Origin of the sequence: Jiella endophytica, from assembly GCF_004519335.1 — a bacterium.
Classification (GTDB): domain Bacteria; phylum Pseudomonadota; class Alphaproteobacteria; order Rhizobiales; family Rhizobiaceae; genus Jiella; species Jiella endophytica.
In genome coordinates, this window is record NZ_SOZD01000006.1 from 126,831 (window position 1) to 152,105 (window position 25,275).

Consider the following 25,275-nt stretch of genomic DNA (forward strand, 5'->3'; position numbering starts at 1 on the left):
CGGCCGCCGCCGCAAGCTCAGCCGTTGACCCTGGAGACGTCGGCGACGCAGGATTTGCCGCGCAGCTGCCTGAGAGTCTGGTTGAGGTGCTGGATGTCCCAGACCTCGAGCTCGATGACCATCTTGGTGAAGTCCGGCGCCGTCGCGACCATCGACAGATTGTGGATATTGGCGTCGTTGATGGCGATCGTCTCGGCGATCTCGGCGAGCGAACCCGGCTCGTTCTTGGCCGAGAGCATGATACGGGCGGGAAAGCGCTCGCTCATCGCCTCGTCGAGGTCCCACCTGACGTCGACCCAGCGGTCCGGCTCGTCGTCATAGGCGGTCAGCGCCGGCGACTGGATCGGATAGATGATGATGCCCTTGCCGGGTTCGATGATCCCGACGATGCGGTCGCCGGGGACGGCGCCATCGGGGCCGAAATGCACCGGCATGTCGTCGCCCGCCCCGCGGATCGGGATGGCGTTGCCGTTGCGGCGCGGCTTGATCTTCTGGCGGCCGGGGATGCGGAAGATCATGCCGGCGGCGGTCCTGAGGTTGAACCAGCCCTCGTCCTCGCCCTTCTCCGCCAGCCGCGCGGCCCGGCTTTCCTGAAAATCCGGGAAAGCGGCCCGCAACACGTCCGTCGGCTTCAATTCGCCGCGGCCGACGGCGGCCAGCGCATCCTCGATCTCGCGGTGGCCGAGCTTGCCGAGCAGCGGCTTCAGCGCCTCACGGGAATAGGTCTTGCCGGCCCGCGCGAAGGTGCGCTCGAGGATCTGCTGGCCGATGCCGGAATACTGCTTGCGGATCGAGGTACGCGCCGCCCGGCGGATCGCCGCCCGGGCCTTGCCGGTGACGGCGATGTTTTCCCAGGCCTGCGGCGGCGTCTGGCCCTTGGCGCAGATGATCTCCACCTCGTCGCCATTGGCGAGTTCCGTGACGACGGGCATGATCCGCCCGTCGATCTTGCAGCCGACGCAGTTGTCGCCGACTTCCGAATGGACCGCATAGGCGAAGTCGATCGGCGTCGCGCCGCGCGGCAGGGCGATCAGTCGGCCCTTCGGCGTGAAGCAGAAGACCTGGTCCTGGAACAGCTCGAGCTTGGTGTGTTCAAGGAATTCCTCCGGATTGTCGCCTGAGGCGAGAAGCTCGATCGTCCGGCGTAGCCAGCCATAGGCGTTGGAATCCTTCGACAGATGCACCGGCCCCGAAGCCGCGCCGTCCTTGTAGAGCGCGTGGGCGGCGACGCCGTATTCGGCGACCTCGTGCATCGCGCGGGTGCGGATCTGCAGTTCGACGCGCTGGCGCGATGGCCCGACGATGGTGGTATGCAGCGAGCGGTAGTCGTTCTGCTTCGGCGTCGAGATGTAGTCCTTGAACCGGCCGGGAACCATCGGCCAGGTGCGGTGGACGATGCCGAGGGTGCGGTAGCAGGCCTCCTCGTTGTCGACGATCACCCTGAAGCCGAAGATGTCCGACAGCTGCTCCAGCGACAGCGCCTTGCGCTGCATCTTCGAGAACACCGAATAGGCCGTCTTCTGGCGGCCGGAGACGGTGGCGTGGATGCCGTTCTCCTTCAGCTTCGCGGTCAGGTCGCGCTCGATGGCGGCGATCCTGTCGGCATGGCGCTCCTTCAGCTCGGCGAGCCGTGCCGTCACCGTCTCGAAGGCGTCGAGATTGATGTGCCTGAAGGCCAGCGACTCAAGTTCGTCGCGCATGTCCTGCATGCCCATGCGCCCGGCGAGCGGGGCATAGATGTCCATCGTCTCCTGGGCGATGCGGGCGCGCTTTTCCGGTGCCATCGGCCCGAGGGTGCGCATGTTGTGCAGGCGGTCGGCGAGCTTGACGAGGAGGACGCGGATGTCGTCGGCAATGGCCAGGAGGAGCTTGCGCAGGTTCTCCGCCTGCGCCGCCTTCTTGGAGACGAGGTCGAGCTTCTTCAGCTTGGTGAGGCCCTCGACCAGCTGGCCGATCTTCGGCCCGAACAGCTGGTCGATCTCCTTGCGGGTGGCGTCTGTGTCCTCGATCGTGTCGTGCAGGAGGGCGACGGCAATCGTCGCCTCGTCGAGATGCAGGTCGGTGAGGATCGCCGCCACTTCGAGGGGATGGGAGAAATAGGGATCGCCGCTGGCGCGCTTCTGCGAGCCGTGCTTCTGCATGGCGTAGACATAGGCTCGGTTGAGGAGCGCTTCGTCGGGTTCGGCCTTGTAGGCAGCGACTTTCTCGACGAGTTCGTATTGCCGCATCATGGGCTTGTGGCGATTGTCCCTGGCAGGTGACGAAACGATAAAGGGGGCGCCGTCCACCCTCGAACGACACCCCCTAATATAATGTCATCCGCCCCTGTCATTACAGGGGCAAATGCGCCCAGCGCCTCAATAATCGTCGGTCTTTTCCGGCGGAACGAGGCCCTCGATGCCGGCGAGGAGATCGTCCTCGGACATCCTGTCGAAGGAGACCGGCTCGGCGTCGTCGGAGGCCGGCTCGACATGGGCCGGCACTTCGGCTGCGGCAGCGGCGACGAGGCGCTGGTTCTCCTCGCGGCGGTCCTGATCCGGCCGCGGCTCTGGCTCGTCTACCTCGACATGCTTCTGCAGTGAGTGAATCAGGTCTTCCTTGAGATCGCCCGGCGAAAGCGTCTCGTCGGCGATCTCGCGCAGCGCCACGACCGGGTTCTTGTCGTTGTCGCGATCGACCGTTATGGTCTGGCCTTGCGAAATCTGGCGCGCCCTGTGGCTTGCGAGGAGAACAAGTTCGAAGCGGTTCTCAACTTTGTCGACGCAGTCTTCTACGGTGACGCGGGCCATGCCTGTCTCCTGAAACGGATAAATTCGGTGACGAAGGCCGGGACATAACGCTTTCGTCGTCGCGCCACAAGTCCCCTTTCCCGCTTCTTGATTCCGCAACCAAGCAATGCGGCCGCGCGTGAGAGCGCAACTCGTCACAGCCCGTGGTTCTCCTTGAGAGGCAAAGGCTTGTCGCAAGTGGAGCGCCCGCCTCTTCTCCATGACCGCGATCCAACCGGCAGAAGCCCACCGCCGCAATCAATTCGCTGGCATAGTCTTGGCAGTGGAGCGACGATCCTTCTGCCCTTGGTGATCAACACTTGCAGTCGCTGGCCGAAACCTGCTACGGCCAAGTTTCAAGCTGCGCTCCACAGGCAATACCGAGACACTCGGCAACTGAACGGCCTGCAATATCCTGTTTTCTAACGAAAGTTGTATAAAAATGTTTGATCAGCGTGAGAAACTTGCCCTATTCATCGACGGCGCCAATCTTTACGCAACGTCAAAGAATCTTGGATTCGACATCGACTACAAGAAGATGTTGACGTGGTTTCAGCGCCAGGCCTACGTACTTCGAGCCTACTACTATACGGCGCTGATCGAGGACAACGAGTACTCGTCGATCCGGCCGCTGATCGACTGGCTTGACTACAATGGCTACCGCGTGGTGACCAAGCCGGCGAAGGAATTCACCGACCCGTCCGGGCGCCGCAAGATCAAGGGCAACATGGACATCGAACTGGCAGTCGACGCGATGCAGCTCGTCGACACGGTCGATCACTTCGTGCTGTTCTCCGGCGACGGCGACTTCCGCTCGCTGGTCGAGGCACTGCAGCGCAAGGGCCGCAAGGTCTCGGTGGTCTCGACCCTGACCTCCTCGCCGCCGATGGTCTCCGACGATCTGCGTCGTCAGGCCGACCACTTCATCGACATCGTCACGCTGCGCGGCGAAGTCGGCCGCAATCCGGCCGAGCGCGAGGCCCGCAGCGCCCGCCGCGCCGAGGTCGACAGCGAGGAAGACGACTACTGATCCGGGCCGCATCGACGCGCCGGCAGGGAACGACCGGATGACCCATCCCCTCGACGGCACGCCCGCCGAGCCCTCGCGCGACTGCCCGCTCTGCCCCCGCCTCGTCGCCTTCCGCGAGACGTGGCGCGCCAGGGAGCCCGGCTGGCACAACGCGCCGGTCCCGAGCTTCCTGCCGCCGGAAGGGGCACAGGCGGCGCGGCTGCTGGTGGTCGGCCTCGCGCCCGGCCTTCGCGGCGCCAACCGCACCGGCCGACCCTTCACCGGCGACTATGCCGGCGACCTCCTCTACGCGACGCTGACAAAATACGGCTTTGCCAATGGCCGCTTCGACGCGCGGCCGGACGACGGGCTGGAACTTTTCGGCACGGCGATCACCAACGGCGTGCGCTGTGTGCCGCCGGAGAACAAGCCGGTCGGTGCCGAGATCAACGCCTGCCGCTCGTTCCTCACCGAAACCATCGCCGGGCTGCCGAGGCTCAAGGCCGTCGTCACCCTCGGCAAGATCGCCCATGATTCGACGGTGCGGGCGCTCGGCGGGCGCATCGCGGCCCATCCCTTCCGCCACGGCGGATCGAGCGACCTCGCTGCTCTTCGGATTTTTTCGAGCTATCACTGCTCGCGCTACAACACCAATACCGGCCGGCTGACGACAGCGATGTTCGAGGCGGTCTTCGCCGACGTCGCAAAGTTCCTGGCGTAGCGCGGGCGTGGCGCCGGCGCGTCGCAGGACGATCCCTGTCTCCCTCTCAGCTCCTGACCATCTCGAGGACGCGCAGGACCTCGCTCTCGTCGAAGGGCTTGGTCACGATGTCGATGACGAGGTCGCTATGCGCCTTGGCGAGTTCGCTCTGACCGGTAACGAAGCAACTCGGCCGATTCCGATCCTTCAGCCAGCGCGCTGCGTCGATGCCGGTCACGCCGTCGACGAGGTCGATGTCGATGAAGGCGAGGTCAAAATCGAGTTCCTCCCACATCGGCAGAGCTTCGGCGAAGCTCGCCGCGGTGCCGACGCAGTTATGGCCGGCGTCCTCGATCATCATCTCCAGATGCATTACCACCAGCGGGTTGTCTTCCAGACAGAATATCTTCATTTCCAACCCGTCAGTTCGAAGTCAGGGGCCAACGGTCTCGGGCTCGTTTCGATCCGGCGGCGATGGCGATTCGATGTGGCGCCTTGGCCCGCGCGCGACGAGGACAAGACCGGACGCTTCGTAGCGGATCTCCGGTGGCTGGCCGAGAAGGTTCTGCAGCGCCGCGCGGACATAGCGGGTTCCGTAGCCCTTGCGGGTGGGCGCGGCGAGTTCCGGCCCGCCGGTTTCGGTCCATGTCAGCTCGAAATCCGCCCCCTTCACCGACCAGTCGATGCGGATCTTTCCGGTCGGCACGGACCAGGCGCCGTATTTGATCGCATTGGTGGCAAGTTCGTGGACCGTCAGGCCAAGGCCGGTGGCCGCATCCTTGTTGAGGCTGACTTCCGGCCCCGACAGCTCGGATCCCGTCCCGCCCTCCGTCGCATAGGGAGACAGGACGAGCGATACCAGACCTTCGAGGTCGACGGCCTCGCCGCCCGCCTCGAACAGCGCAGAATGGACCCCGCCGAGGGTCGCCAACCTGCCGCCGAAGCTCTGCTTCAGTTCGTCGAGTGTCTGGCTGGCACGCGCCGTCATCTGGAAGATCGAATTGACGCTGGCGAGAATGTTCTTCACGCGGTGGTTCAATTCGTGACGCAGTTCCCGTTCGAGGGCGATGTGGTCGCGCACATCCCGCTGGCGGATGCGGGCAAGCAGCGCCGATTGGACCCCGCTGAGGAGTTCGAGCGTCGCCAGGGGCCGCTGGTAGAAGACCGGCCGCGATCCCGGCCACTCCTCGGTCAGGTGGCGGAGCAGCGTCGCCTGCGGCGCCCCCTTTTCGACGAGGACGATGGCGGTCAGTTCGGACCAGTCCGGCTGGGCCGCGAGGTGTTCGCGGACGATGTCGCGCACCCTGTCGGTCAGCGCCTCCTGTGTGACGATCAGCGCACCCGGAAGCACGTCTCCGAGCGCCTCTGCCAGAGCCGCCTCGCTGGCAAAGACCTCGGAGGGGATGTCGTGCGTTTCGAGCAGGCTCTGGAGGATTTTCGCGTCGTTGCGAAACGGGGCATGGATGAAGACCTGCTGCAGGTCGGCGGGCAAGGGCAATCCTCTAGTTCGAGACCGTGTCCACGGGAGACGGGCTGACGCTGACGCCCGATCCGTCGATCGTCAGCTTGTGGACGCTCATGGCGTGCGGTCCGTGGCGCTTCTTCACGACGGTGATCGAGCGCTTCAGCTGATCGCCCTCCTCGTCGACCCTGAGCAGGAGCACCGTATCCCCGAGGAAGCTCACGTCAACGTCGATCGAGACGTTCTCGCCGATCAGGCCGTGCTGGGCGACGATTAGCATCGTCAGGACGCCGCTGCGGGCGAGGAACTTCAGCAGCGACTGGATGTCCTGGACCGCCTGGTCGCGGTTCGGCAGGGCGCTGAGATAGCCGGTGAAGCTGTCGATCACCACCACGCGGGTGTGGCCCTTGCCGACCTCCTCCTGCACGATCTGGCCGAACTGCCCGGCCGTCACCTCGCCGGGGTTGAAGTCCTTGATGAGAAGCTGGCCGCCCTCGTGGAAACTGCGGAGTTTCATCCCCAGCCCCTCGGAGCGGCGGAAGAAGGTCTCCACCCGCTCCTCGAAGAGGAACAGCGCGACATGCTCGCCGCGCTCGAGGGCCGCCGTGGCATAGAGCGAGGCCATGGTCGACTTGCCGGTGCCGGCCTGGCCGATCACCAGCGTCGTCGTCCCGGCCTCCTGGCCGCCGCCGAGCAGGTTGTCGAGATTCTCGACACCCGACTTGATCAGATCGAGCGACTTGGTCTGCTCCGGCACCACCCGCGGCACGATGCGCGGGAAGACGACGACGCCTTCCCGCTCCCTGATGACCATGTCGTGGTAGCCATCGGCGACCGCCGTGCCGCGCATCTTCGACACCTCGATCCGGCGGCGGGCGACACCGTAGTCCGGCAGCGTCTTGTCGAGGCGGATGACGCCGTGGGCGATCGCCTCGATCTCGTCGTCCCGCGTGCGTCCGCCGGCGGTGTCTGTATCGATCAGGAGGCCGGTGATGCCCTGCGATGCCAGCACCGATTTCAGCCCGATCAGCTCGCGGCGGAACCGCGCCTCGTCGCCGGTCAGCACCCGGATCTCCAGCAGCGAATCGTAGACGATGCGCCGGGGCCGGTGCCGCTTCACCGCCTCGATGATCGCCTGCCTGGTCTCGTCGAGCCTCAGATCGGCGGTCTGGAAGATCGACTGATCGACCGCCGTCGCAGCGTCGTCGGAGGCCGACAGCTCCTCGATGGTAATGCCCTCGAGGCTCCAGTCGTGGGAGGCGGCGATCTGCTCGAGCTCGGACCTGCTCTGGGAGAGACTGACATAGAGACAGCGCTCTCCCTGCTCGACGCCCGCCCGCAGGAACTGCAGCGCGGCCGTGGTCTTCCCAGAGCCCGGCACGCCCTTGAGAACATAGATGTTGGAGACCGGAAAGCCGCCCTTCAGGACACCGTCGAGACCCGGAATGCCGGTGGTGATCATCGGATGGGCGTGCGGCATCGAAAGCTCCGGGGTAACGTGTGGCGGGTCGCCGGAACTCCGGGTGCCGGAACAGCCCGCAGCTCGTCTTCGATAAGGCATTGCGCGAGCGGCAAGGAAACCGGCGAGAGATGCGGGAACATGCGATCCGGATCCCATCCTTCAAGGCAAGAGGCTGATTCTCCAAAGGCTTGGCGCGATTTTTTGCGGAGGCGGCCAAAGTTGACGGCGCCGCATGACGCCTTGGCCGGGCACCCACCGGCCGATGGCGCCGGTCAGGCAGCGGCGTTTTCCTGGTTCGATCGAAGCGGAATCTCGACGCGGCGCCGCGTGGCCGGGCTGAGCGTCAATCGATCGGCCGCTCCTCGATCGCGTGGATCGTCGGCGTGATCGCCCCATCCTCGATCACGATCGTGGCGACCGTCACCGGCAGCTTGAAGCGTCTGCGTCCGGCGCTGCCGGGATTGAGATAGAGGACGCCCTGCACCGTCTCGATGCCCGGCTTGTGCGAGTGGCCTGAAATGACGGCGTGATAGCCCTCCGCCGCAGGATCGAACGCGAGATCGCCCCGGTCATGGATGACGAAGAAGCGCTGGCCGAACAGCTCGACCGACGCCGTCTCGGGAAAGGCGCGCGTCCATTTCGCCTTGTCGACATTGCCGCGGATCGCCGTGACAGGCGCGATCTCCTCGAGCCGCGGAACGATCTCCTCCGCGCCGATGTCGCCGGCATGGATGATGTGCCGGACGCCTTCGAGTCGTTCCAGCGCCTCCGGCCGCAACAGGCCGTGGGTATCCGAGATGATTCCGATGACGGGCATGATGGTGTCTGCTCCAAAGGTGCCGGCCCACCAGCGTGATCGCCGCCGCAGCGCCGACCCCGCGGCGGGCGCGCCCCTATCGCACGGATGGGCGCCGACCGCGACCCGGCCGCCACCTCAAGGCCGCGGCGAGCGCGCGGCTGCCCGACGCGGGTCTGTGGCAATGCGGCGACGTCTACCCGCGCCCGGCTGCCGGGCAGCTGCACCGGTCAGATGCCGCACCCGCTGGTCAGCTGCAGCCAGTTGCGGTGAGCAAATCCCGCCTTCGCCGCCCCGTCGAGACCGCATTCGTCGAGAAACCGCCTGGCGTCCCCGCCGGGCCGATACTGGTACGGGAAATCCGTCGAGAACAGCAGTCGGTCGGTGCCGACGATCGCGGCGGCGCGTTGCAGATAGTCGGGCACGAACATGCCGCTCGCCGTCACATAGAGGTTGCGCCGCAGATAGGTCTCGATCGGCTGGTCCAGCCCGGAGACGCGGTCCATCGCCTTCAGCCGTTCCGCATAGAACAGCACCACCTCGCCCCAGTGGCCGAGGATGAGTTGCAGCTTCGGCAGACGGTCGAGAACGCCGGCAAGGACGAGGCGGACGAACTGGATCCCGGCGTCGTAGTGCCAGCCGAGGCCATACATCGAAAAGGCCGCGTCGATTTCGGGCGTGAAGCCCGAATAATAGGCCGTCCTGACCGCCGCGTCGGGGGTTCGCGGATGCAGCAGAATCGGTGCGTTCAGGCCTTCTGCGCTTTCGAAGACCGGCCGGAAGTCCGGGTGGTCGAGACTGCGCGTTCCGACCCTGCCGCACAGCATCGTTCCCTTGAACCCCAGCGTCCTGACGCAGCGCTCGAGTTCGAGGGCCGCCTCGTCCGGCATCGAGATCGGCAATGTCGCGAGGCCCTGGAAACGGTCGGGGTGCCGCGCGATGGCAGCAGCCACCGCATCGTTGGTGCGCCGCGCCATCTCGACGCTTTCCGGCCCCATATGATGGAGCGCCGGAGTCGTCAGAGAGAGCACCTGAACATCGACGCCCGCTTCGTCCATCAGCGAGACTCTCGCTTGCGCCATATCGAGAAGGCGGCGCTCGATCTCGCCGGAATGGATCGCCACGCAAGGGTCGACCGCCGCAAGGCCAGCGCCGTCCCAGGCGTCGCGCACTTCAGGCGTCAGCATGTGCTCCTCGATGCCGATCAGCTGCATCATCGCCTCCTTGTCCTGGCCATTTGTCTTGGCCGTTCATCCTGGCCGTCGAAGCTTCGGCATCGCGAGACCCGTGTCCCGTGAGAGGGGCCGAGACCGTCGGGACGCGCCTTTTGCGATTTCCTCGGCGGCAAGATAGGAGCAGCGCCATCATAGGCGCCAGATGCACCACTGTGATCTTATAGTTGCGTCAAACGCCATCGACCGTTGCGCAAGGGAAGACGCCGGACATGACCGATCTCAACCTTCTCGTCGCACTGGACGCGCTCCTCGCCGAGGGCAGCGTCGTCGGTGCAGCGCGGCGGCTCGGCCTCAGCAAGTCGGCGATGAGCCGGACGCTGACCCGGCTTCGCGATGCGACGGGCGATCCGCTGCTCGTGCGCGCCGGACGCAGGCTGGTGCCGACACCAAGGGCCGCCGCGTTGCGCGACAGGGTCCAGGGGCTGACGCGCGAGGCGCGTGACGTCCTCAGCCCGCAGAGAGGCGAGCTGGATCTCGGCTCGCTCGATCGCACCTTCGTCATCCGCGCCAGCGAGGGATTTCTGGGACAGTTTTCGGCACCGCTGATCGCGGCGACGACCGAGGCCGCTCCGGGCATCTGCCTGCGCTTCGCACCGAAGCCCGACAAGGACATCGAACCGCTCCGCGATGGCCGGATCGATCTCGAGATCGGTGTTCGGGGCGCCTCCGCGCCGGAAATCCGCACCTTGTTCATCTTCCGCGACAGCTTCGTCGCGGCTGTTCGCGCCGACCATCCACTCCTCGACGGGACGATGACGCCGGAGCGTTATGCGGCCGGCCGCCACGTCGTGACATCGCGCAAGGCGGTCTTCACCGGCCCGGTCGACGACGCTCTGGCAGGCCTCGGCCTTCGACGAGCGATCGTCGCCGTCGTGCCGAGCCACCCGGAGGCGCTGCGGATCGCGCGCCAGACCGACCTCATCGCCCTGGTGCCGCGATCATGTCTTCACGGCGTCGCACCGTCACGACATGCGACGGCGCAGGGTCTCGCCAGCTTCGACCTTCCGGTGAAAACACCGGAGATCGTCGTCTCTGCCATGTGGCATCCCCGCTTCGATGCCGATCCCGCCCATCGATGGCTGCGAGGCACCCTGATGGCGGTCTGCCGGCCGTCAGGGACCTTGCCCCTCAGCCTTCCTTCAGGATCCGCTGCTTCTGCCGGTTCCAGTCGCGCTCCTTGATGGTCTGGCGCTTGTCGGGGGCGTTCTTGCCTCTGGCGACGGCGAGCTCCAGCTTGGCGACGCCGCGATCGTTGAAATAGATCTTCAGCGGCACCAGCGTCATGCCGTCGCGCTGCACGGCGCCGGCCAGCCGGTTCAGCTGGGTCTTGTGGACCAGCACCTTCCGGCGCCGCTTCGGATTGTGGTTGAAGCGGTTCGCCTGCAGATATTCCGGCAGGTTGGAGTTGATCAGCCAGAGCTCGCCCTGTTCTTCCGTGGCATAGGCCTCGGCGATCGAGGCCTTGCCCTCGCGCAGCGACTTCACCTCGGTGCCGGTCAGCGCCAGCCCCGCCTCCAGCGTGTCGACGATCTCGTAGTTGAACCGCGCCTTGCGGTTTTCCGCCGCGATGTTCGACGCGGCCGGCTTTTTCTTGGCCATTGTTCTTTCGCATGCGCGAAGACGCGCAGGTCCTTCGTTCTTCGGGCGGATTGCGCCGTCATCTGGTATCGCGAGACGGCTTCCGCCAGTGGATGGGCCGGCAAGACCCCGGCAGAGCGGCAGCCGCCAAGGCAGCTTCGCCCAGCCTTATCGTGAGCGGCGCAGAGCCCGTCAGTTCAAAAGGCCGGCGTGGCGCAGCGCCCTGTCGATCGTCTCGGCCGTCGAGGCCTCCACCGGCACCAGCGGCAGGCGCACGGAGTTCCTCACCTTGCCGAGACGCTCCAGCGCATGCTTCACGCCGGTCGGGCTCGGCTCGATGAACAGCGCCTTGTGGAGCGGCATCAGCCGGTCCTGCAGCTCGACGGCGGCGGCATAGTCGCCGCGCGCGCAGGCCGCCTGCATCTCGGCGCAGAGCCTCGGTGCGACATTGGCGGTCACCGAGATGCAGCCATGGCCGCCATGGGCGTTGAACCCGAGAGCCGTCGAATCCTCGCCGGAGAGCTGGATGAAGTCGGTGCCGCAGGTCGCCCGCTGCTCCGAAACCCGATCGACCTTGGAGGTCGCATCCTTGACGCCGACGATATTGGAAAAGTCGGCCGCGAGCCGCCCCATCGTCTCCGGCGTCATGTCGATGATCGAGCGGCCAGGAATGTTGTAGATCAGGATCGGCAGCGACACGGCCCTGGCGATCGCCGCATAGTGGGCATAGAGGCCGCGCTGGTTGGGCTTGTTGTAGTAGGGCGTGACGACCAGCAGACCGTCGGCTCCCGCCTTCTCGGCGAAGACGGCGAGATCGATCGCCTCGTCGGTGTTGTTGGAGCCCGCCCCGGCGATCACGGGAACGCGACGGCCGGCCACCTTGACGCAGAGCTCGACGACGCGCTTGTGTTCGTCGTGGCTGAGGGTGGGGCTCTCGCCGGTGGTGCCGACGGGGACGAGACCCGCCGAGCCTTCCGAGATCTGCCATTCGACGAAGTCGGCGAACACCGCCTCGGCAAAGCTGCCGTCTTCGGCGAACGGCGTCACCAGCGCCGGAATCGAGCCATTGAACATCATTCGCTCCCACCCATGCCGGGCCATCTTGCCCGGTCTGTTCTGTCTTCGGGAAAGCCGCTGGACATCGCTGCTCGTGGTGGAACCTGAAGCCCAACCGCGCCGGGCGTGAACCGTCGCAGACCTTTCTTTTGAAGTGGCGACCATATTGAAGCTCGATTGGGGAAACAAGCACTGTCGTCGAGGCCGCCACGGCCGGTGAAAAACGAGCTGGTAACACGCCCTTAACGGCGATCGTGAGAGGTTCGACAACCATGTGGAGCGGAATGGGTCTCGCCCTTCCGCTTGGCACACGCCCGAATTTTCGACACCCTTGTGAGGATGTCCATGCCGCGTTCCTCGCGTAACGTGAAATGCCTTCTGGCAACGCTCGCCGCGGTGCTCGCGGCGACGCCCTCGCTGGCGCAGTCCGGCCTTTTGCCGGCGGTGGGTCCGATGCCGACCGCGCGCCCCGGCGGATCGGCCGCCGGCGTCGGGCTCGACACCGCCCGCTTCGGCACGCCGGTGCCCGTGCCGGCGGGCATCCCGGTCCCGCGCCGGGCGCCGGACATGCCGTCCGACGCTGCCGCCTTCACCGCCTCGATCGCCACCATGTCGCGGACGATCAGCCCGGTGCAGCCGATCAACGGCGATCTGAAGAACGGACTGCAGGCGCTTTCCGACGGCAATGCCGTGCGCGCCCGCTCGATCCGCGAGGGCATGACGCCGGGTTCGCTCGACCGCGACATCCTCACCTGGGCGATCGCGCTCGCCGGCGGCAAGGACGTTCCGGCGATCGAGATCGCCAATGCCGCCCGCTCGCTCAGCGGCTGGCCCGGCATGAAGGACCTGCGGGTCAATTCGGAAAAGGCGATCTGGCGCGAGGATCGCCCGGCCCGCGAGGTCCTGGCGGCCTTCGCCAACACCTCGCCGGAGAGCCCCGAAGGCGCGATGGCGCTGGCGAAGGCGCTGCTCGGCGTCGGCGAGGTCGGCCGCGCCAAGCAGCTGATCGCCCACACCTGGCGCAACGAGGTGATGGACAATTCCACCGAACGGGCGATGCTTTCGACCTTCGGCACGCTGCTCGGCCCGGCGGACCACAAGCACCGGATGGACATGCTGCTCTATCGCGAGCGCGTCACCGATGCCGGCCGTGCCGCCAAGCTTGCCGGCGCCGGCGATCTCTACGCCGCCCGCGCCGCGGTGATCCGCAACCAGTCGAACGCCGGCCGTCTGCTCTCGGCGGTGCCACGCTCCGAGCGCTCCGACCCCGGCTATCTGCTCGCGCTCGTGGAATACGACCGCAAGGCCGGCAAGGTCGACGAGGCCGCCGAGATCCTCGCCAATGCGCCCCGCGATCCGGCAACGCTGATCGACCCCGACGCCTGGTGGAACGAGCGGCGGATCGTCGCCCGCGATCTTCTCGATCTCGGCAAGACCAAGCAGGCCTACCGGGTCGCTGCCGGCCATTCGGCGCTTGATTCCGCCGAGGCGGTCGAGGCCGAGTTCCATGCCGGCTGGATCGCCCTGCGCTTTCTCGGCGATGCCAGCACGGCGTCGCGACATTTCGCCAACATCGTCAGGATGTCGAACAAGCCGCTGTCGCTGTCGCGCGGCTATTACTGGCTCGGCCGTGCCGCCGAGGCCGGCGGTTCGGGCAGCGCCCGCGGCTACTATCAGAATGCCGCCCACTACGCCGCGACCTTCTACGGCCAGCTCGCCGCGTCGCGGCTCGGTCACAACCCCGGCGCCATCGAGTTTCCCAATCCGAGCTCGGCCGATCGCCAGCGCTTCGCCTCGCGGCCGGCGGTCAGGGCGATCGAGCGGCTGCAGCAGATCGGCTCCGACTGGCGCGCCGACATCCTCTATCGCGACCTTGCCCGTGAACTCGACAGCCCCGGCGAACTCGCGCTGCTCTCGGTCATGGCCGAGCGGCGCGGCGACCACCATCTGGTGCTCTCGATCGGCAAGATCGCCTATTGGCGCGGCATCGACGCGCCTGCCCTCGCCTTTCCGATCGGCGTGATCCCGGCGAGCGCCGACATCTCAGCCTCCGGCAAGGCTCTGGCTTACGCGATCGCCCGTCAGGAAAGCGCCTTCAATCCGTCGGCGCGCTCCTCGGTCGGCGCCCTCGGCCTGCTTCAGCTGATGCCCGGCACGGCCAAGAACATGGCCCGCAAGATCGGCGTCGCCTATTCGCCGCAGCGCCTGATCACCGATCCCGGCTACAACGCCACCCTCGGGGCGCAGTATCTCGGCGAGCAGATCGACAATTTCGACGGTTCCTACGTCCTGACCTTCGCCGCCTACAATGCCGGCCCGCGCCGCGCCCGCGAGTGGATCGACCGCTTCGGCGATCCGCGCACCATGCGCCTCGACCAGGTGATCGACTGGGTGGAGCGCATTCCCTACACCGAGACGCGCAATTACGTGCAGCGGATCATGGAGAACTACGAGGTCTACAAGATCCGCCTCGGCGCGCCCTTCTCGATCGAGAGTGATCTCGTCAAGGGCCGCAGGGGCTGACGACGGGGGCGCCGGCTGCGCATCGTTCGTTCGGCTGAGAGCAGCGGCGAGGCAGAAGCCCCTCATCCTGAGGTGCGAAGCTGAGCGTAGCGATGCTGAGCCTCGAAGGGCGTGGGGCTTCTGCCGCCTCATCGTTGAAGCTTGGAAATAGGAAGACAGGGCGGCGCGCCCTCGCCCTTCGAGGCTCGCTGCGCTCGCACCTCAGGATGAGGGCGAATGAAGCGCTTGGACCCAGCGGCCCCGCGCCAACCGCCCGAAGCGCCGGACGGCACGCCCCTCACTCGCCCGGCAGAAGCAGCGCCTGGCGGTTGTCGGCGGCGCGGTAGACGCCGAGCAGCCGGTATTCGGCCGAAAAGAACCGCAGCTCCTCCAGCGCCCGCCCGAGCGCCGGATCGTGCGGATGGCCCTCGACATCGGCATAGAACAGCGTCGCCGAGAAGCTGCCGCCGAGCTGGTAGCTCTCCAGCTTGGTCATGTTGATGCCGTTGGTGGCAAAGCCGCCGAGCGCCTTGTAGAGCGCCGCCGGAATGTTCCTCACCCGGAAGACGAAGGTCGTCACGACGTCGCGGCTGATCATCTGGCGGCCGTCATCGCCCCGCACCGGCTGGCGGTCGGCCCAGAGGCTCAGCCGCTGCTCATCGGGATCGGCGAAGGGCTGGTGGTCGGGATTGGCGAGAATGACGAAGCGGGTGACGTTGTTGGAAGCGTCCTCGACGTCCTCCTCGAGGATCGACAGTCCGTAATAGTCCGCCGCAAGCCGCGGCGCGAGGGCGGCGCGCGACCGGTCGCCGGCCTCGGCCACCTCGCGGGCGGCGCCCGCCGTATCGCCCGAGACCTGCGGCTTCCAGCCGTTCGACCGCAGATATTTCCGGCATTGGCCGAGCGCATGGATATGGCTCGACACGCTGCGGATCTCGCCGCGCGAAACGCCCGGCAGCGCCATCAGCTGAAAATGGATCGGCATGAAATATTCGCCGACGATCTGCAGGCCGGAATCAGGCATCAGGAGGTGGATGTCGGCGACCCGGCCGGCGAGCGTGTTCTCGATCGGGATCATCGCCCGCTCGACCCGCCGCTCGCGGCCCTCATGCTCCACCGAGCCGGACTTGAGCGCGGCAAAGGCATCGTCGAAGGACGGGCACGGCAGGGCCTCGTAGGCGTCGCCGAAGACGTCGCGCACCGCCATGTCGGAATTGGCGCCGGGTTCGCCTTGGAAGGCGATCATCGCTCGTTGTTCGGACAAGACTCAGGCTCCCAGAATTTCACGCGCCCGGGCAAGATCGTCCGGCCCGTCGACGCCGAGGGGCACGGTATCGACGATCTCGGCATCGATTCGCATGCCGTTTTCGAGCGCCCGGAGCTGTTCCAGCTTCTCGCGCCTTTCGAGCACGGACGGGGGAAGCGAGACGAAGCGCTCGAGGCTTTCGCGCCGATAGGCGTAGAGCCCGATATGGTGATAGTGCGGCCCCTCGCCCCAGGGTGCCGTGGCACGGGTGAAATAGAGCGCATGAAGGCGCTGGAGTGAGATCGGCGAGCCGACCAGCTTGACGACGTTGGGGCTCACCCGCTCGGCGTCATGGGTGATCTCGGCGGCGAGCGTTGCGATATCGCACCGAGGATCGGCGAAGGGGTCGAGCGAACGGCGGATCACTTCGGGCTCGATGGTCGGCAGGTCGCCCTGGACGTTGATGATGGTCTCCGCCTCGCCGCGCGGATCGACGTTTCTCAGCGCCTCGAAGATGCGGTCCGAACCGGACTGGTGGTCGGGCGAGGTCATCACCGCCTCGAAACCCGCCGCCTCGACCGCCTTGAGGATCTCCTCCGCGTCCGTCGCGACGACGACGCGGCCGGCATCTGCCGCCGCCGCCCGTTCGGCGACATGCACGACCATCGGTCTGCCGGCGATGTCGGCAAGGGCTTTCTTCGGCAGCCGCGTCGAACCGAGGCGCGCCGGAATGAGAATGAGTGTCGACATGACGCTGTGCTTGGATCGTAAATTCCTGTTCGAAAGCATCAAAGGCGCCGCCTCGAGTGACGATCTGCCTCGCTTTCCCGCCTTCTACAGCTGTTGCCTTGAATCGGCAAAACACCTAGGGTCCGGCCGTCTGCGTGGGGGCTCGCCGGGTGCGGCGTGGCTAAGGCTACTGAAGGGGAGGATCGGTCCCGCCAATGGATTCGTTTGAGGCTAATAAGATCTTCGGCGCCATTCTCGGCACCGTATTCGTCCTGTTCGGCGGCAGTATCCTCGCCGAAGGCCTGTTTCACTCCGAAGCTCCCGAAACCCCCGGCTACGAGATCGTCGCCGCCGAGCCGACCGAAGGCGGCTCGGGCGAGACGGAAGCCGCGCAGGAAGATCCCCCGATCGCCGCGTTGCTGCAGAATGCCAGCGCGGACAGCGGCGCGGCGATCTTCAAGAAGTGCGGCGCCTGCCATTCCGGCGAGAAGGGCGGCCCGAACAAGGTCGGCCCGCATCTCTGGGACGTGGTGATGCGGCCGATCGCGTCGGTCTCCGACTTTTCCTATTCCTCGGCGATGAAGGACTTCTCCAAGGGCGGCGAGGAGAAGTGGGACTACGACCACCTCTATCACTTCCTCAAGGATCCGAAGGGCTACGTCTCCGGCACCAAGATGGGCTTCGCGGGCCTGAAGAAGCCGGAAGACCGCGCCGACGTCATCGCCTATCTGCATACGCTGTCGGACAGCCCGGCGCCGCTTCCGGAGGCGCCCGCCGAAGGCGAGGCCGCGGCCGAGGGCGGCGACAAGGCCGCGACCGAGACCGATGCGGCGACCACCACGCAATCCGGCGCCAATGCCGGCGGCGAGGAGGCGCAGGCGCCGGCCGAGGCGAAGGCCACCGACAATTCCTCGACCGAGGCGGCGGCGCCGAAGGCCGAGAGCCAGCCTGCCGAGGCGGCGGGATCGACCGAGCAGCTGGCAGCCGGCGGCACCGAGACAGCGTCGAACGATCAGGCCGCGGCCGGTGAGGCATCATCCGGCAAGGCCGAAGCCTCCGGCGGGGCCACCGAGGTCGCCGGCGATCCGGCGGCGGGCGAGAAGGTCTTCAACAAGTGCAAGGCCTGCCATGCCATCGGGGAAGGCGCGAAGAACAAGATCGGACCCGAGCTCAACGGCATCCTCGGCGAGAAGATCGCCGCCGTCGACGGCTACAGCTTCTCTTCTGCGCTGAAGGACTACGCCAAGGAGCACCCGACCTGGACCGTCGAGGAACTGCAGGCCTGGCTGAAGAGCCCGAAGGACGTCGCTCCCGGCACCAAGATGTCCTTCCCCGGCCTGAAGGACGAGAAGGACATCGACAACGTCATCGCCTATCTCGCGAGCTTCGACGAGAACGGCGCCAAGAAGGGCGAGTGATCCGCACCGACGGATCACGCCCGCTGAAATGTCATGGCAAGCCCCGGCCACGGCCGGGGCTTTTTCTTTGCCTGCAGCCGGCGTCAGGCTCCCAGCGGCCGGAATGAACGAATCGTCACTTGGCAGGGCGTCCCGATGGCCGCCATAAAGCTGTGATGTGACGGACCTGACGCACGCAATGCCCACGGAGACCCGCCCTTGCCGATCGTGACACGCGCCGCCCCTCTCCTCGCAACCACCCTCCTGGCGCTCGGACTGTCGTTCTCGCCCGTCTGGGCACAGGATCAGGGCAGCGGCGGGAGCGGAGCGGCACCTGCTGAAACGCCGGCGCCTCAGGACACGACGCAGTCGGCGAAGGCGAAGCCGGCGATGGGCGAATGGCAGACCTCGATGTCGCTCGCCGAGCCGTCGAGATACCCGCCGGACTTCCAGCACTACGACTACGTCAACCCGGACGCGCCGAAGGGGGGCAAGCTGAATTCCGTCGCCATCGGCTCCTATGACAGCTTCAACCCCTTCGTCGTGCGCGGCACGGCTGCGGCGGGGCTTGCCAATTTCGGCGGCGGCCTGCTGTTCGACACGCTGATGGAGCAGTCAACCGATGAGCCGTCGGTCTCCTACGCGATGATCGCCGAGGCGGTGCGCTATCCGGAGGACGAATCGTCGGTCACCTTCCGCCTCAATCCGAAGGCGAAGTGGCACGATGGCGAGCCGATCACCGTCGAGGACGTGATCTGGAGCTTCGACACGCTGAAGAAGCTTCATCCGCAATGGGCGACCTATTACAAGAACGTCGTCAAGGCCGAGAAGACCGGCGAACGCGAGGTCACTTTCACCTTCGATCAGACCGGCAACCGCGAGCTGCCGCACATCATGGGCGACCTCACCGTGCTGCCGAAGCACTGGTGGGAGGGCACCGGGCCGGACGGCAAGAAGCGCGACATCACCCAGCCGACGCTGGAGGCGCCGCTCGGCTCCGGCCCCTACAGGATCGGACGCCACGTCACCGGCCAGTCGATCGAGTGGGACCGAGTGAAGGACTACTGGGGCGCCGACGTCGCGCCGCACAAGGGTCGCTACAACTTCGACACCATCGACTACACCTATCTGCGCGACACCAACGCCTCTTGGGAGGCCTTCAAGAAGGGCGGCCTCGACGACTACCGGATCGAGAACATCTCGCGCCGCTGGGCAAAGGAATACGACTTTCCGGCCTTCAAGAACGGCGAGGTGAAGAAGACGACGATCCCCGACCACCAGGTCGAATCGATGCAGGCCTATGTTCTCAACAACCGCCTGCCGAAGTTTCAGGATCGCCGCGTCCGCGAGGCACTGACGCTCGCCTATAATTTCGAGGACATGAACAAGTCGCTGTTCTTCGGCCTCTACCAGCGGATGTCGAGCTATTTCGACAACAGCGAGCTCGCCTCGCGCGGCCTGCCGGACGAACGAGAGCTGAAGTTCCTCGAACCGCTGAAGGACCAGATCCCGCCGGAGGTCTTCACCGAGGAGTTCAAGCTGCCGGTCTATACCGATAACCAGTCGACCCGCGACAATCTGCGCAAGGCCTACGAGCTGCTGCAGCAGGCTGGCTACGAGCGGAAGGGCTCGCGCCTCGTCAATGCCAAGACCGGCGAGCCGCTGAGCATCGAGATGCTCGGCGACGACCCGACCGATGCCCGCACGCTGCAGCCCTACGCCGACAGCCTGAAGCGTCTCGGCATCGACGCCCGGATCCGGATCGTCGATTCCAACCAGTATATCGAGCGGATGACCAATTTCGATTTCGAGCTGGCGGCCATGAAATACTACCCGCAGTCGATGTCGCCCGGCAACGAACAGCGGGACTTCTGGTCGAGCGGCGCCGCCGACAGCCCCGGCAGCCGCAACTATGCCGGCATCAAGAACCCGGCGATCGACAAGCTCATCAACGACATCGTCTACGCCAAGGACCGCGACGACCTCGTCGCTGCGACCCATGCCCTCGACCGGGTGATGTTGTGGGAATATTACGTCGTCCCGCAGTGGTACAAGCCGGAGATCTGGCTCGCCTATTGGGACAAGTTCGGCCGTCCGGAGAAGTCGCCGTCCTATAGCGGCCTCGATCCCTTCTCCTGGTGGGTGAAGTCGGCGGAGCCGCAGAAGGACGCGGCGAACTGATGGGGACGGTGCTGCGTCTCAGCCGCCGCCGCTTCGGCCAGATGGCTTTCGGCCTCGCCGCCTCCGCTGCACTTCCCGGGCGCGGCTTTGCCGCCTCGCAGACCGACACGCCGCTGCACGGCCTCTCGGCCTTCGGCGATCTGAAATACCCGCCGGACTTTCCGCAGTTCGATTATGCGAGCCCGGATGCGCCTTCGGGCGGCGAGTTCCGTTTCTCCGTGCCGAACTGGGTGCTCAACCAGTCGCCGCTCACCTTCGACACGCTCAACACCTTCGTCCTCAAGGGCAATGCGCCGCCGCGCATCGAGGGCCTCTATGATGCGCTGATGACCTCGTCCCTCGACGAGCCGGACGCACTCTATTGCGCCATCGCGAAATCGGTGACCATCGCCGCGGATCGCAATGCCTACACATTCGAGCTGCGGCCGGAGGCGAAGTTCTCGACCGGTGCGACGGTGACCGCCGACGACGTCGTCTTCACCTACAAGACCTTCAAGGAAAAGGGCCATCCATCGCTGCAGATCACCCTGCAGGAACTCGTCGACATCGTCGCCGAGGCACCGGACAAGGTGCGCCTGGTCTTTTCCGGCAAGCAGACCGATCAGGATGCGCTCGGGGTCTTCGGCACGCCTGTCATTCCGAAGGCGTTCTTCGACGAAACCGAATTCGAACAGGTCTCGGCAAAGCCCATTCCCGGCAGCGGCCGCTACGAGATCAAGGCCTTCGAGTTCGGCCGCTACATCGAATACGGCAAGCGGGCGGACTATTGGGCAAAGGAGATGGGCTTCGCCAAGGGCCTCGACCATTTCGACACGCTGAGGATCGAATTCTTCCGCGACCGGACGATCGCCTTCGAAGCCTTCAAGAAGGGGAGCATCAACTTCCGCGAGGAGTTCGTCTCGAAGACATGGGCGAGCGACTACAATTTTCCGGCGGTCGCCTCCGGCCAGGTGATCAAGCGCGAATTTGCGCGGGAAAAGACCGTCACCTTCCAGTGCTGGGCGCTGAACCAGCGGCGCGAGCGCTTCGCCGACCGCAATGTGCGCCTGGCGATCAACCTGTGCTTCGATTTCGAGTGGACCAATGCCAACATGTTCTATGGCATCTACCGCCACTCCGATTCCTGCTTCGAGACGTCGGACTTCAAGGCCGAGGGCCCGCCCTCTCCGGCCGAACTCGAGATCCTCGAACCCCTGCGGGACAAGCTGCCGCCTGAGGCTTTCGAGGAGGTCTGGACGCAGCCCGTGTCGGACGGCTCGGGCCGTGACCGCAAGCGGCTGCGCGAGGCGCTGCGCCTCTTCGCCGAAGCCGGCTGGACACAGAAGGGCGGCCGGCTGGTCAATGGCGACGGCGAGTCCTTCAGCCTCGAATACATGATCGACGACCAAGGCTTCGAGCGGGTCTATTCGAAATTCGTCCAGACGCTCCGCTCGATCGGCGTCGACGCATCCTTCCGCCTCGTCGACGGCGCCCAGTATCAGGAGCGCCAGAACCGCTTCGACTACGACTTGATCGGCAGCGCCTATTCCCTTGGCGCGACGCCGACGAGAGACACGCTGGTCGGCCTGTTCGGCAGCCAGACCAGGGACCTCCAGGGTTCGAACAACCATGTCGGCATGGCCGATCCCGGCGTCGACGCGCTGATCGAGGTGGTCAACAAGGCCAAGGATCGCCGCAGCCTGACCATGGCGATGCGGGCGCTCGACCGGGTTCTGCGGGCAAGGCTCGACTGGATCCCGAACATTCATTCCGAAAGCCACCGCGCCGCCTATTGGGACATGTTCGGCTTCGAGGAGGCAAAGCCCGACTATGGCTGGCCGGTCGAGCGGCTCTGGTGGCTTGATGCCGACAAGGCCAGGGCGCTCGGCAAGGCTTGAGCAAGGCTTGAGCAAGGCCGCCGCGAAAAGGTGGCGCCAGAGCCATCGAATCGCCAGACGGCGCCTTTGATCGTCGACCTTTGCGCGTGACCGCGCTTTTGGTTAACAACGGTAAAGACTGGCGAATTCTGCGTCGCCGCCGCGTGCGGCCAAGCGACGCCAAACGGAGACGCGAAACCCCACATGGGCGCATACATCCTCCGCCGACTGCTTCTGATGATCCCGACGATCCTCGGGATCATGGCCATCTCGTTCATCGTCGTGCAGTTCGCCCCGGGCGGCCCGATCGAGCAGGTCGTCGCCAGCCTGCGGGGCGAAGCGGGCGGCGCGGCGGACAGGGTATCCGGCGTCAGTTCCGACTTCGGCTCGTCGTCGAGCGCGCAGGATTCCGGCTATCGCGGCGCCCAGGGGCTCGATCCGGAATTCATCAAGAAGCTCGAAAAGCAGTTCGGCTTCGACAAGCCGCCGCTGCAACGCTTCGGCCTGATGATCTGGAACTATGCCCGCTTCGACTTCGGCGAGAGCTACTTCCGCTCGATCGGCGTCTGGGACCTGATCCTGGAAAAGATGCCGGTGTCGATCTCCCTCGGCCTGTGGATCACGCTGATCTCCTATGCGATCTCGATCCCGCTCGGCATCCGCAAGGCGCTGAAGGACGGCTCGCCCTTCGACGTATGGACTTCCGGTATCGTCATCGTCGCCTATGCGATCCCGGGGTTCATCTTCGCCATCCTGTTGATGGTGCTGTTTGCCGGCGGATCGTTCCTCGACTGGTTTCCGCTGCGCGGCCTCCTGTCGGACGGCGTCAGCGGCGCCTGGTGCGCGCCCTGGTCGGCGAAATTCGCGCCGGGGGCCTGCATCACGACGACGATCCCGGACTATTTCTGGCATCTCACCCTGCCGCTGATCGCGTTGTCGCTCTCGGCCTTCGCGACGACGACGCTCCTGACCAAGAACTCCTTCCTCGACGAGATCGGCAAGCAATATGTGACGACGGCCAGGGCCAAGGGTCTGAACGAGCGGCGCGTCCTCTACGGTCACGTCTTCCGCAACGCCATGCTGATCATCATCGCCGGCTTTCCCGGCGCCTTCATCTCGGCCTTCTTCACCGGCTCGCTGCTGATCGAGACGATCTTCTCCCTCGACGGGCTCGGCTATCTCGGCTTCGATTCGATCTACAAGCGCGACTATCCCGTGGTCTTTGCAACGCTCTACATCTTCTCGCTGATCGGTCTCGTCACCACGCTGATCTCCGACCTCACCTACACCTGGATCGATCCGCGGATCGACTTCGAGCGGCGGGAGGTGTGACCATGGATGACGCCCTGAAGGATCGCCTCGAGGCCGAGCGTCAGACCCGCCAGCCGGAGCAGCCCGAGGATCGCGCCGCCGACATCGCCCGCGAACAGACCAGCGGCATCGCCCAGCTCGCTCCGGAAAGCGAGTTCGTCAGACGGCCGCGCATCTCGCCGATCAACCAGCGCCGCTGGCGAAACTTCAAGGCGAACCGGCGCGGCTACTGGTCGCTGTGGATCTTCGGCATTCTCTTCATCGTCACGCTATTCGCCGAATTCGTCGCCAACGACCGGCCGCTGCTCGTCGAGTACAAGGGGGAGTTCTACTATCCTGTCTTCGTCGATTATCCCGAAGAGGTGTTCGGCGGCTTCCTGCCGACCACCGACTACCGCGATCCGGTCAATCGCGACGAGATCGAATCCAACGGCTGGATGATCTGGCCGCCGATCCGCTATTCCTACGATACCAAGAACCTCGAGCCACCGACGCCGGCGCCCTCGCCGCCGTTCTGGATGCTGTCGAAGGAGGATCGCTGCAAGGGCTATCCCGAGGGGGTGAACGATCCCGGCTGCACGCTCGGCAACATGAACTGGCTCGGCACCGACGATCAGGTCCGCGACGTCCTTGCCCGGGTCATCTACGGCTTCCGCATCTCCGTGCTGTTCGGCCTCATCCTCACCGCCGGCTCGGCACTGATCGGCGTCACCGCCGGTGCGGTCCAGGGCTATTTCGGTGGGCTGGTGGACCTCTTCTTCCAGCGCTTCATCGAGATCTGGTCGTCGATCCCGGTGCTCTACCTGCTCTTGATCATCGCGGCGATCCTGCCGCCGGGCTTCTGGGTGCTGCTCGGCATCATGATGCTGTTCTCCTGGGTCGCCTTCGTCGGCGTCGTCCGGGCGGAGTTCCTGCGCGCCCGGAACTTCGAATATGTCAACGCCGCGCGAGCGCTCGGCGTCGGCGACTGGACGATCATGTTCCGCCACCTTCTGCCCAACGCCATGGTAGCGACGCTGACCTTCCTGCCCTTCATCCTCTCCGGCTCGATCACCACCCTGACGGCGCTCGACTTCCTCGGCCTCGGACTGCCGCCGGGATCGCCGTCGCTCGGCGAACTCCTCGCCCAGGGCAAGAACAACCTGCAGGCCCCCTGGCTCGGCTTTTCCGGCTTCCTCGTGCTCGCGCTGATGCTATCCTTGCTCGTCTTCATCGGCGAGGCGGTCCGCGACGCGTTCGATCCGCGCAAGAGCTTCGGGTGAGAGGAGGATCGAATGGGCGAGATCGGTCGGATCACGAAGACAGTCAGCGTCGACGAGTTGCCGGAGGACATGCGCGAAAGGTTCGTTCCGGGCACACCGGTGAGTGTGACATTCGAGGGCGAAATGTATCCTTCCGCGGCTGCACACGATGCAAAAGAAACTCCCAATCTTTCAGTCGAAGAGATTGAACGGCGAAAAGCATCGCTTCATCGGTTTTGGGGTGTCGGAGCAGATCTTGGAACGACAACAGAAGAAGCCGTCGCAAGGATCCGGGCACTCCGAGACGAGTGGGATTGAACTTGCAGCTCGTTTACGTCGACACAAACGTCCTGATTGCGCTAATCGAGGAAAAGCAGCGGGAAGTGCTCTCCCTCTTTTATGGTGCGGCCGAAGGTAAGATCAGCTTCGTGACAAGTGAGATATCGCTTGCGGAGGTTCTGGTGAAACCGCTGGAAATGGGGCGTTCCGATCTCGTGGCTGCATACAGCGAACTGCTGACCAACGAGCCTTCGCTAAGAACAGTCGCCATATCACGCGAAATTCTCAGGCGAAGCGCCGAGCTCAGAAGCACGCTAGGCGGCAAGCTACCCGATGCAGTTCACGTTGCATCAGCTCTGGAAACGCGGTGCCGAGTCCTTGTGTCCAACGATCTGCGTTTAAGATGTCCGCAAGAACTGGCACGTCTTTGCGTCGAAGAGGCGGAGAAAGAGCTCTTGTGACCCACT

The 25,275-nt window shown here is 65.4% G+C and carries 22 protein-coding genes; 11 read left to right on the forward strand and 11 right to left on the reverse strand.

Going from position 1 to position 25,275, the window contains the following annotated elements:
- Nucleotides 1-17: 17 nt before the first annotated feature.
- Together E3C22_RS18940 and rpoZ are read right to left on the reverse strand one after the other, a co-directional pair.
- The gene (locus E3C22_RS18940; RefSeq protein WP_134763445.1) at nt 18-2,231 is read right to left on the reverse strand and encodes a RelA/SpoT family protein; all 2,214 of its coding nucleotides are present in this window, start codon (nt 2,229-2,231) and stop codon (nt 18-20) included.
- Between the two features lie 126 nt (nt 2,232-2,357).
- Nucleotides 2,358-2,789 carry a DNA-directed RNA polymerase subunit omega gene (gene rpoZ, locus E3C22_RS18945; protein ID WP_134763446.1) on the reverse strand — a complete coding sequence of 144 codons (432 nt, stop codon included), beginning with the start codon at nt 2,787-2,789 and terminating at the stop codon, nt 2,358-2,360.
- A 421-nt stretch (nt 2,790-3,210) separates the two neighbouring features.
- Between rpoZ and E3C22_RS18950 the strand changes: the two genes are divergently transcribed.
- On the forward strand, nt 3,211-3,798 hold the full coding sequence (locus E3C22_RS18950) for a LabA-like NYN domain-containing protein (RefSeq protein ID WP_134763447.1): 588 nt from the start codon (nt 3,211-3,213) through the stop codon (nt 3,796-3,798).
- A gap of 37 nt (nt 3,799-3,835) precedes the next feature.
- Entirely contained in the window at nt 3,836-4,498 is a 663-nt protein-coding gene (locus tag E3C22_RS18955) for a uracil-DNA glycosylase (RefSeq protein ID WP_134763448.1), read from the forward strand.
- A 46-nt stretch (nt 4,499-4,544) separates the two neighbouring features.
- Here the strand turns inward: E3C22_RS18955 and E3C22_RS18960 are convergent, their stop codons facing one another.
- The 5 genes from E3C22_RS18960 to E3C22_RS18980 form a co-directional block, all read right to left on the reverse strand.
- The gene (locus E3C22_RS18960) at nt 4,545-4,889 is read right to left on the reverse strand and encodes a response regulator (protein ID WP_134763449.1); all 345 of its coding nucleotides are present in this window, start codon (nt 4,887-4,889) and stop codon (nt 4,545-4,547) included.
- Nucleotides 4,890-4,910: 21 nt separating this feature from the next.
- Complete coding sequence (locus tag E3C22_RS18965) at nt 4,911-5,969, reverse strand: sensor histidine kinase (RefSeq protein WP_245515070.1); 1,059 nt, start codon at nt 5,967-5,969, stop codon at nt 4,911-4,913.
- 10 nt (nt 5,970-5,979) lie between these two features.
- Complete coding sequence (locus E3C22_RS18970; protein ID WP_245515071.1) at nt 5,980-7,419, reverse strand: DUF7125 family protein; 1,440 nt, start codon at nt 7,417-7,419, stop codon at nt 5,980-5,982.
- A gap of 325 nt (nt 7,420-7,744) precedes the next feature.
- Entirely contained in the window at nt 7,745-8,218 is a 474-nt protein-coding gene (locus E3C22_RS18975) for a metallophosphoesterase family protein (RefSeq protein WP_134763451.1), read from the reverse strand.
- Nucleotides 8,219-8,427: 209 nt separating this feature from the next.
- Nucleotides 8,428-9,414 (reverse strand): amidohydrolase family protein, encoded by a 987-nt coding sequence (locus tag E3C22_RS18980; protein WP_245515072.1) that lies wholly within the window; start codon nt 9,412-9,414, stop codon nt 8,428-8,430.
- A 227-nt stretch (nt 9,415-9,641) separates the two neighbouring features.
- Here E3C22_RS18980 and E3C22_RS18985 point away from each other — a divergent pair, with 227 nt between their 5' ends.
- On the forward strand, nt 9,642-10,613 hold the full coding sequence (locus tag E3C22_RS18985) for a LysR family transcriptional regulator (RefSeq protein ID WP_134763452.1): 972 nt from the start codon (nt 9,642-9,644) through the stop codon (nt 10,611-10,613).
- Here E3C22_RS18985 and smpB read toward each other — a convergent pair.
- Together smpB and dapA are read right to left on the reverse strand one after the other, a co-directional pair.
- The gene (gene smpB / locus E3C22_RS18990) at nt 10,561-11,031 is read right to left on the reverse strand and encodes an SsrA-binding protein SmpB (RefSeq protein ID WP_134763453.1); all 471 of its coding nucleotides are present in this window, start codon (nt 11,029-11,031) and stop codon (nt 10,561-10,563) included. The genes E3C22_RS18985 and smpB overlap by 53 nt on opposite strands.
- Before the next feature lie 171 nt (nt 11,032-11,202).
- The gene (gene dapA / locus E3C22_RS18995; RefSeq protein WP_134763454.1) at nt 11,203-12,084 is read right to left on the reverse strand and encodes a 4-hydroxy-tetrahydrodipicolinate synthase; all 882 of its coding nucleotides are present in this window, start codon (nt 12,082-12,084) and stop codon (nt 11,203-11,205) included.
- Nucleotides 12,085-12,411: 327 nt separating this feature from the next.
- Between dapA and E3C22_RS19000 the strand changes: the two genes are divergently transcribed.
- On the forward strand, nt 12,412-14,589 hold the full coding sequence (locus E3C22_RS19000; RefSeq protein WP_134763455.1) for a lytic transglycosylase domain-containing protein: 2,178 nt from the start codon (nt 12,412-12,414) through the stop codon (nt 14,587-14,589).
- A gap of 277 nt (nt 14,590-14,866) precedes the next feature.
- Here E3C22_RS19000 and E3C22_RS19005 read toward each other — a convergent pair whose 3' ends face one another.
- Nucleotides 14,867-15,814 carry a prephenate dehydratase gene (locus E3C22_RS19005; RefSeq protein ID WP_134763456.1) on the reverse strand — a complete coding sequence of 316 codons (948 nt, stop codon included), beginning with the start codon at nt 15,812-15,814 and terminating at the stop codon, nt 14,867-14,869.
- A 21-nt stretch (nt 15,815-15,835) separates the two neighbouring features.
- Entirely contained in the window at nt 15,836-16,564 is a 729-nt protein-coding gene (locus E3C22_RS19010; protein WP_134763457.1) for a 3-deoxy-manno-octulosonate cytidylyltransferase, read from the reverse strand.
- A 194-nt stretch (nt 16,565-16,758) separates the two neighbouring features.
- On the opposite strand from E3C22_RS19010, the gene E3C22_RS24675 reads away from it, so the two are divergent.
- From E3C22_RS24675 to E3C22_RS19045, 7 genes are all read left to right on the forward strand, one after another.
- A complete protein-coding gene (locus E3C22_RS24675; protein ID WP_134763458.1) occupies nt 16,759-17,961 on the forward strand; it encodes a c-type cytochrome in 1,203 nt (400 codons plus the stop codon).
- 198 nt (nt 17,962-18,159) lie between these two features.
- A complete protein-coding gene (locus tag E3C22_RS19020; RefSeq protein ID WP_425364992.1) occupies nt 18,160-20,121 on the forward strand; it encodes an extracellular solute-binding protein in 1,962 nt (653 codons plus the stop codon).
- Nucleotides 20,121-21,998, forward strand: coding sequence for an extracellular solute-binding protein (locus E3C22_RS19025; RefSeq protein WP_134763459.1), 1,878 nt, complete (start codon nt 20,121-20,123; stop codon nt 21,996-21,998). The genes E3C22_RS19020 and E3C22_RS19025 overlap by 1 nt, the downstream gene beginning before the upstream one ends.
- Nucleotides 21,999-22,181: 183 nt before the next feature.
- Nucleotides 22,182-23,309, forward strand: coding sequence for a microcin C ABC transporter permease YejB (locus tag E3C22_RS19030; protein WP_134763460.1), 1,128 nt, complete (start codon nt 22,182-22,184; stop codon nt 23,307-23,309).
- 2 nt (nt 23,310-23,311) lie between these two features.
- Nucleotides 23,312-24,550 (forward strand): ABC transporter permease, encoded by a 1,239-nt coding sequence (locus E3C22_RS19035; RefSeq protein WP_134763461.1) that lies wholly within the window; start codon nt 23,312-23,314, stop codon nt 24,548-24,550.
- A gap of 12 nt (nt 24,551-24,562) precedes the next feature.
- Nucleotides 24,563-24,847, forward strand: a complete 285-nt coding sequence (locus E3C22_RS19040) for a hypothetical protein (protein ID WP_134763462.1) — start codon at nt 24,563-24,565, stop codon at nt 24,845-24,847.
- The gene (locus tag E3C22_RS19045; RefSeq protein ID WP_167591823.1) at nt 24,844-25,269 is read left to right on the forward strand and encodes a type II toxin-antitoxin system VapC family toxin; all 426 of its coding nucleotides are present in this window, start codon (nt 24,844-24,846) and stop codon (nt 25,267-25,269) included. The genes E3C22_RS19040 and E3C22_RS19045 overlap by 4 nt, the downstream gene beginning before the upstream one ends.
- Nucleotides 25,270-25,275: the final 6 nt, after the last annotated feature.

What these genes read in the sequence shown, in the direction of transcription:
- E3C22_RS18970 (WP_245515071.1), bottom strand. Translation starts at nt 7,419, where the DNA reads ATGCCGCACGCCCATCCGATGATCACCACCGGCATTCCGGGTCTCGAC.
- E3C22_RS19040 (WP_134763462.1), top strand. Translation starts at nt 24,563, where the DNA reads ATGGGCGAGATCGGTCGGATCACGAAGACAGTCAGCGTCGACGAGTTG.
- E3C22_RS18960 (WP_134763449.1), bottom strand. Translation starts at nt 4,889, where the DNA reads ATGAAGATATTCTGTCTGGAAGACAACCCGCTGGTGGTAATGCATCTG.
- E3C22_RS19025 (WP_134763459.1), top strand. Translation starts at nt 20,121, where the DNA reads ATGGGGACGGTGCTGCGTCTCAGCCGCCGCCGCTTCGGCCAGATGGCT.
- E3C22_RS18955 (WP_134763448.1), top strand. Translation starts at nt 3,836, where the DNA reads ATGACCCATCCCCTCGACGGCACGCCCGCCGAGCCCTCGCGCGACTGC.
- E3C22_RS19030 (WP_134763460.1), top strand. Translation starts at nt 22,182, where the DNA reads ATGGGCGCATACATCCTCCGCCGACTGCTTCTGATGATCCCGACGATC.
- rpoZ (WP_134763446.1), bottom strand. Translation starts at nt 2,789, where the DNA reads ATGGCCCGCGTCACCGTAGAAGACTGCGTCGACAAAGTTGAGAACCGC.
- E3C22_RS19000 (WP_134763455.1), top strand. Translation starts at nt 12,412, where the DNA reads ATGCCGCGTTCCTCGCGTAACGTGAAATGCCTTCTGGCAACGCTCGCC.
- E3C22_RS19010 (WP_134763457.1), bottom strand. Translation starts at nt 16,564, where the DNA reads ATGTCGACACTCATTCTCATTCCGGCGCGCCTCGGTTCGACGCGGCTG.
- E3C22_RS18975 (WP_134763451.1), bottom strand. Translation starts at nt 8,218, where the DNA reads ATGCCCGTCATCGGAATCATCTCGGATACCCACGGCCTGTTGCGGCCG.
- E3C22_RS19005 (WP_134763456.1), bottom strand. Translation starts at nt 15,814, where the DNA reads ATGATCGCCTTCCAAGGCGAACCCGGCGCCAATTCCGACATGGCGGTG.
- E3C22_RS18985 (WP_134763452.1), top strand. Translation starts at nt 9,642, where the DNA reads ATGACCGATCTCAACCTTCTCGTCGCACTGGACGCGCTCCTCGCCGAG.
- E3C22_RS18940 (WP_134763445.1), bottom strand. Translation starts at nt 2,231, where the DNA reads ATGATGCGGCAATACGAACTCGTCGAGAAAGTCGCTGCCTACAAGGCC.
- E3C22_RS19035 (WP_134763461.1), top strand. Translation starts at nt 23,312, where the DNA reads ATGGATGACGCCCTGAAGGATCGCCTCGAGGCCGAGCGTCAGACCCGC.
- smpB (WP_134763453.1), bottom strand. Translation starts at nt 11,031, where the DNA reads ATGGCCAAGAAAAAGCCGGCCGCGTCGAACATCGCGGCGGAAAACCGC.
- E3C22_RS18980 (WP_245515072.1), bottom strand. Translation starts at nt 9,414, where the DNA reads ATGATGCAGCTGATCGGCATCGAGGAGCACATGCTGACGCCTGAAGTG.
- dapA (WP_134763454.1), bottom strand. Translation starts at nt 12,084, where the DNA reads ATGTTCAATGGCTCGATTCCGGCGCTGGTGACGCCGTTCGCCGAAGAC.
- E3C22_RS24675 (WP_134763458.1), top strand. Translation starts at nt 16,759, where the DNA reads ATGGATTCGTTTGAGGCTAATAAGATCTTCGGCGCCATTCTCGGCACC.
- E3C22_RS18950 (WP_134763447.1), top strand. Translation starts at nt 3,211, where the DNA reads ATGTTTGATCAGCGTGAGAAACTTGCCCTATTCATCGACGGCGCCAAT.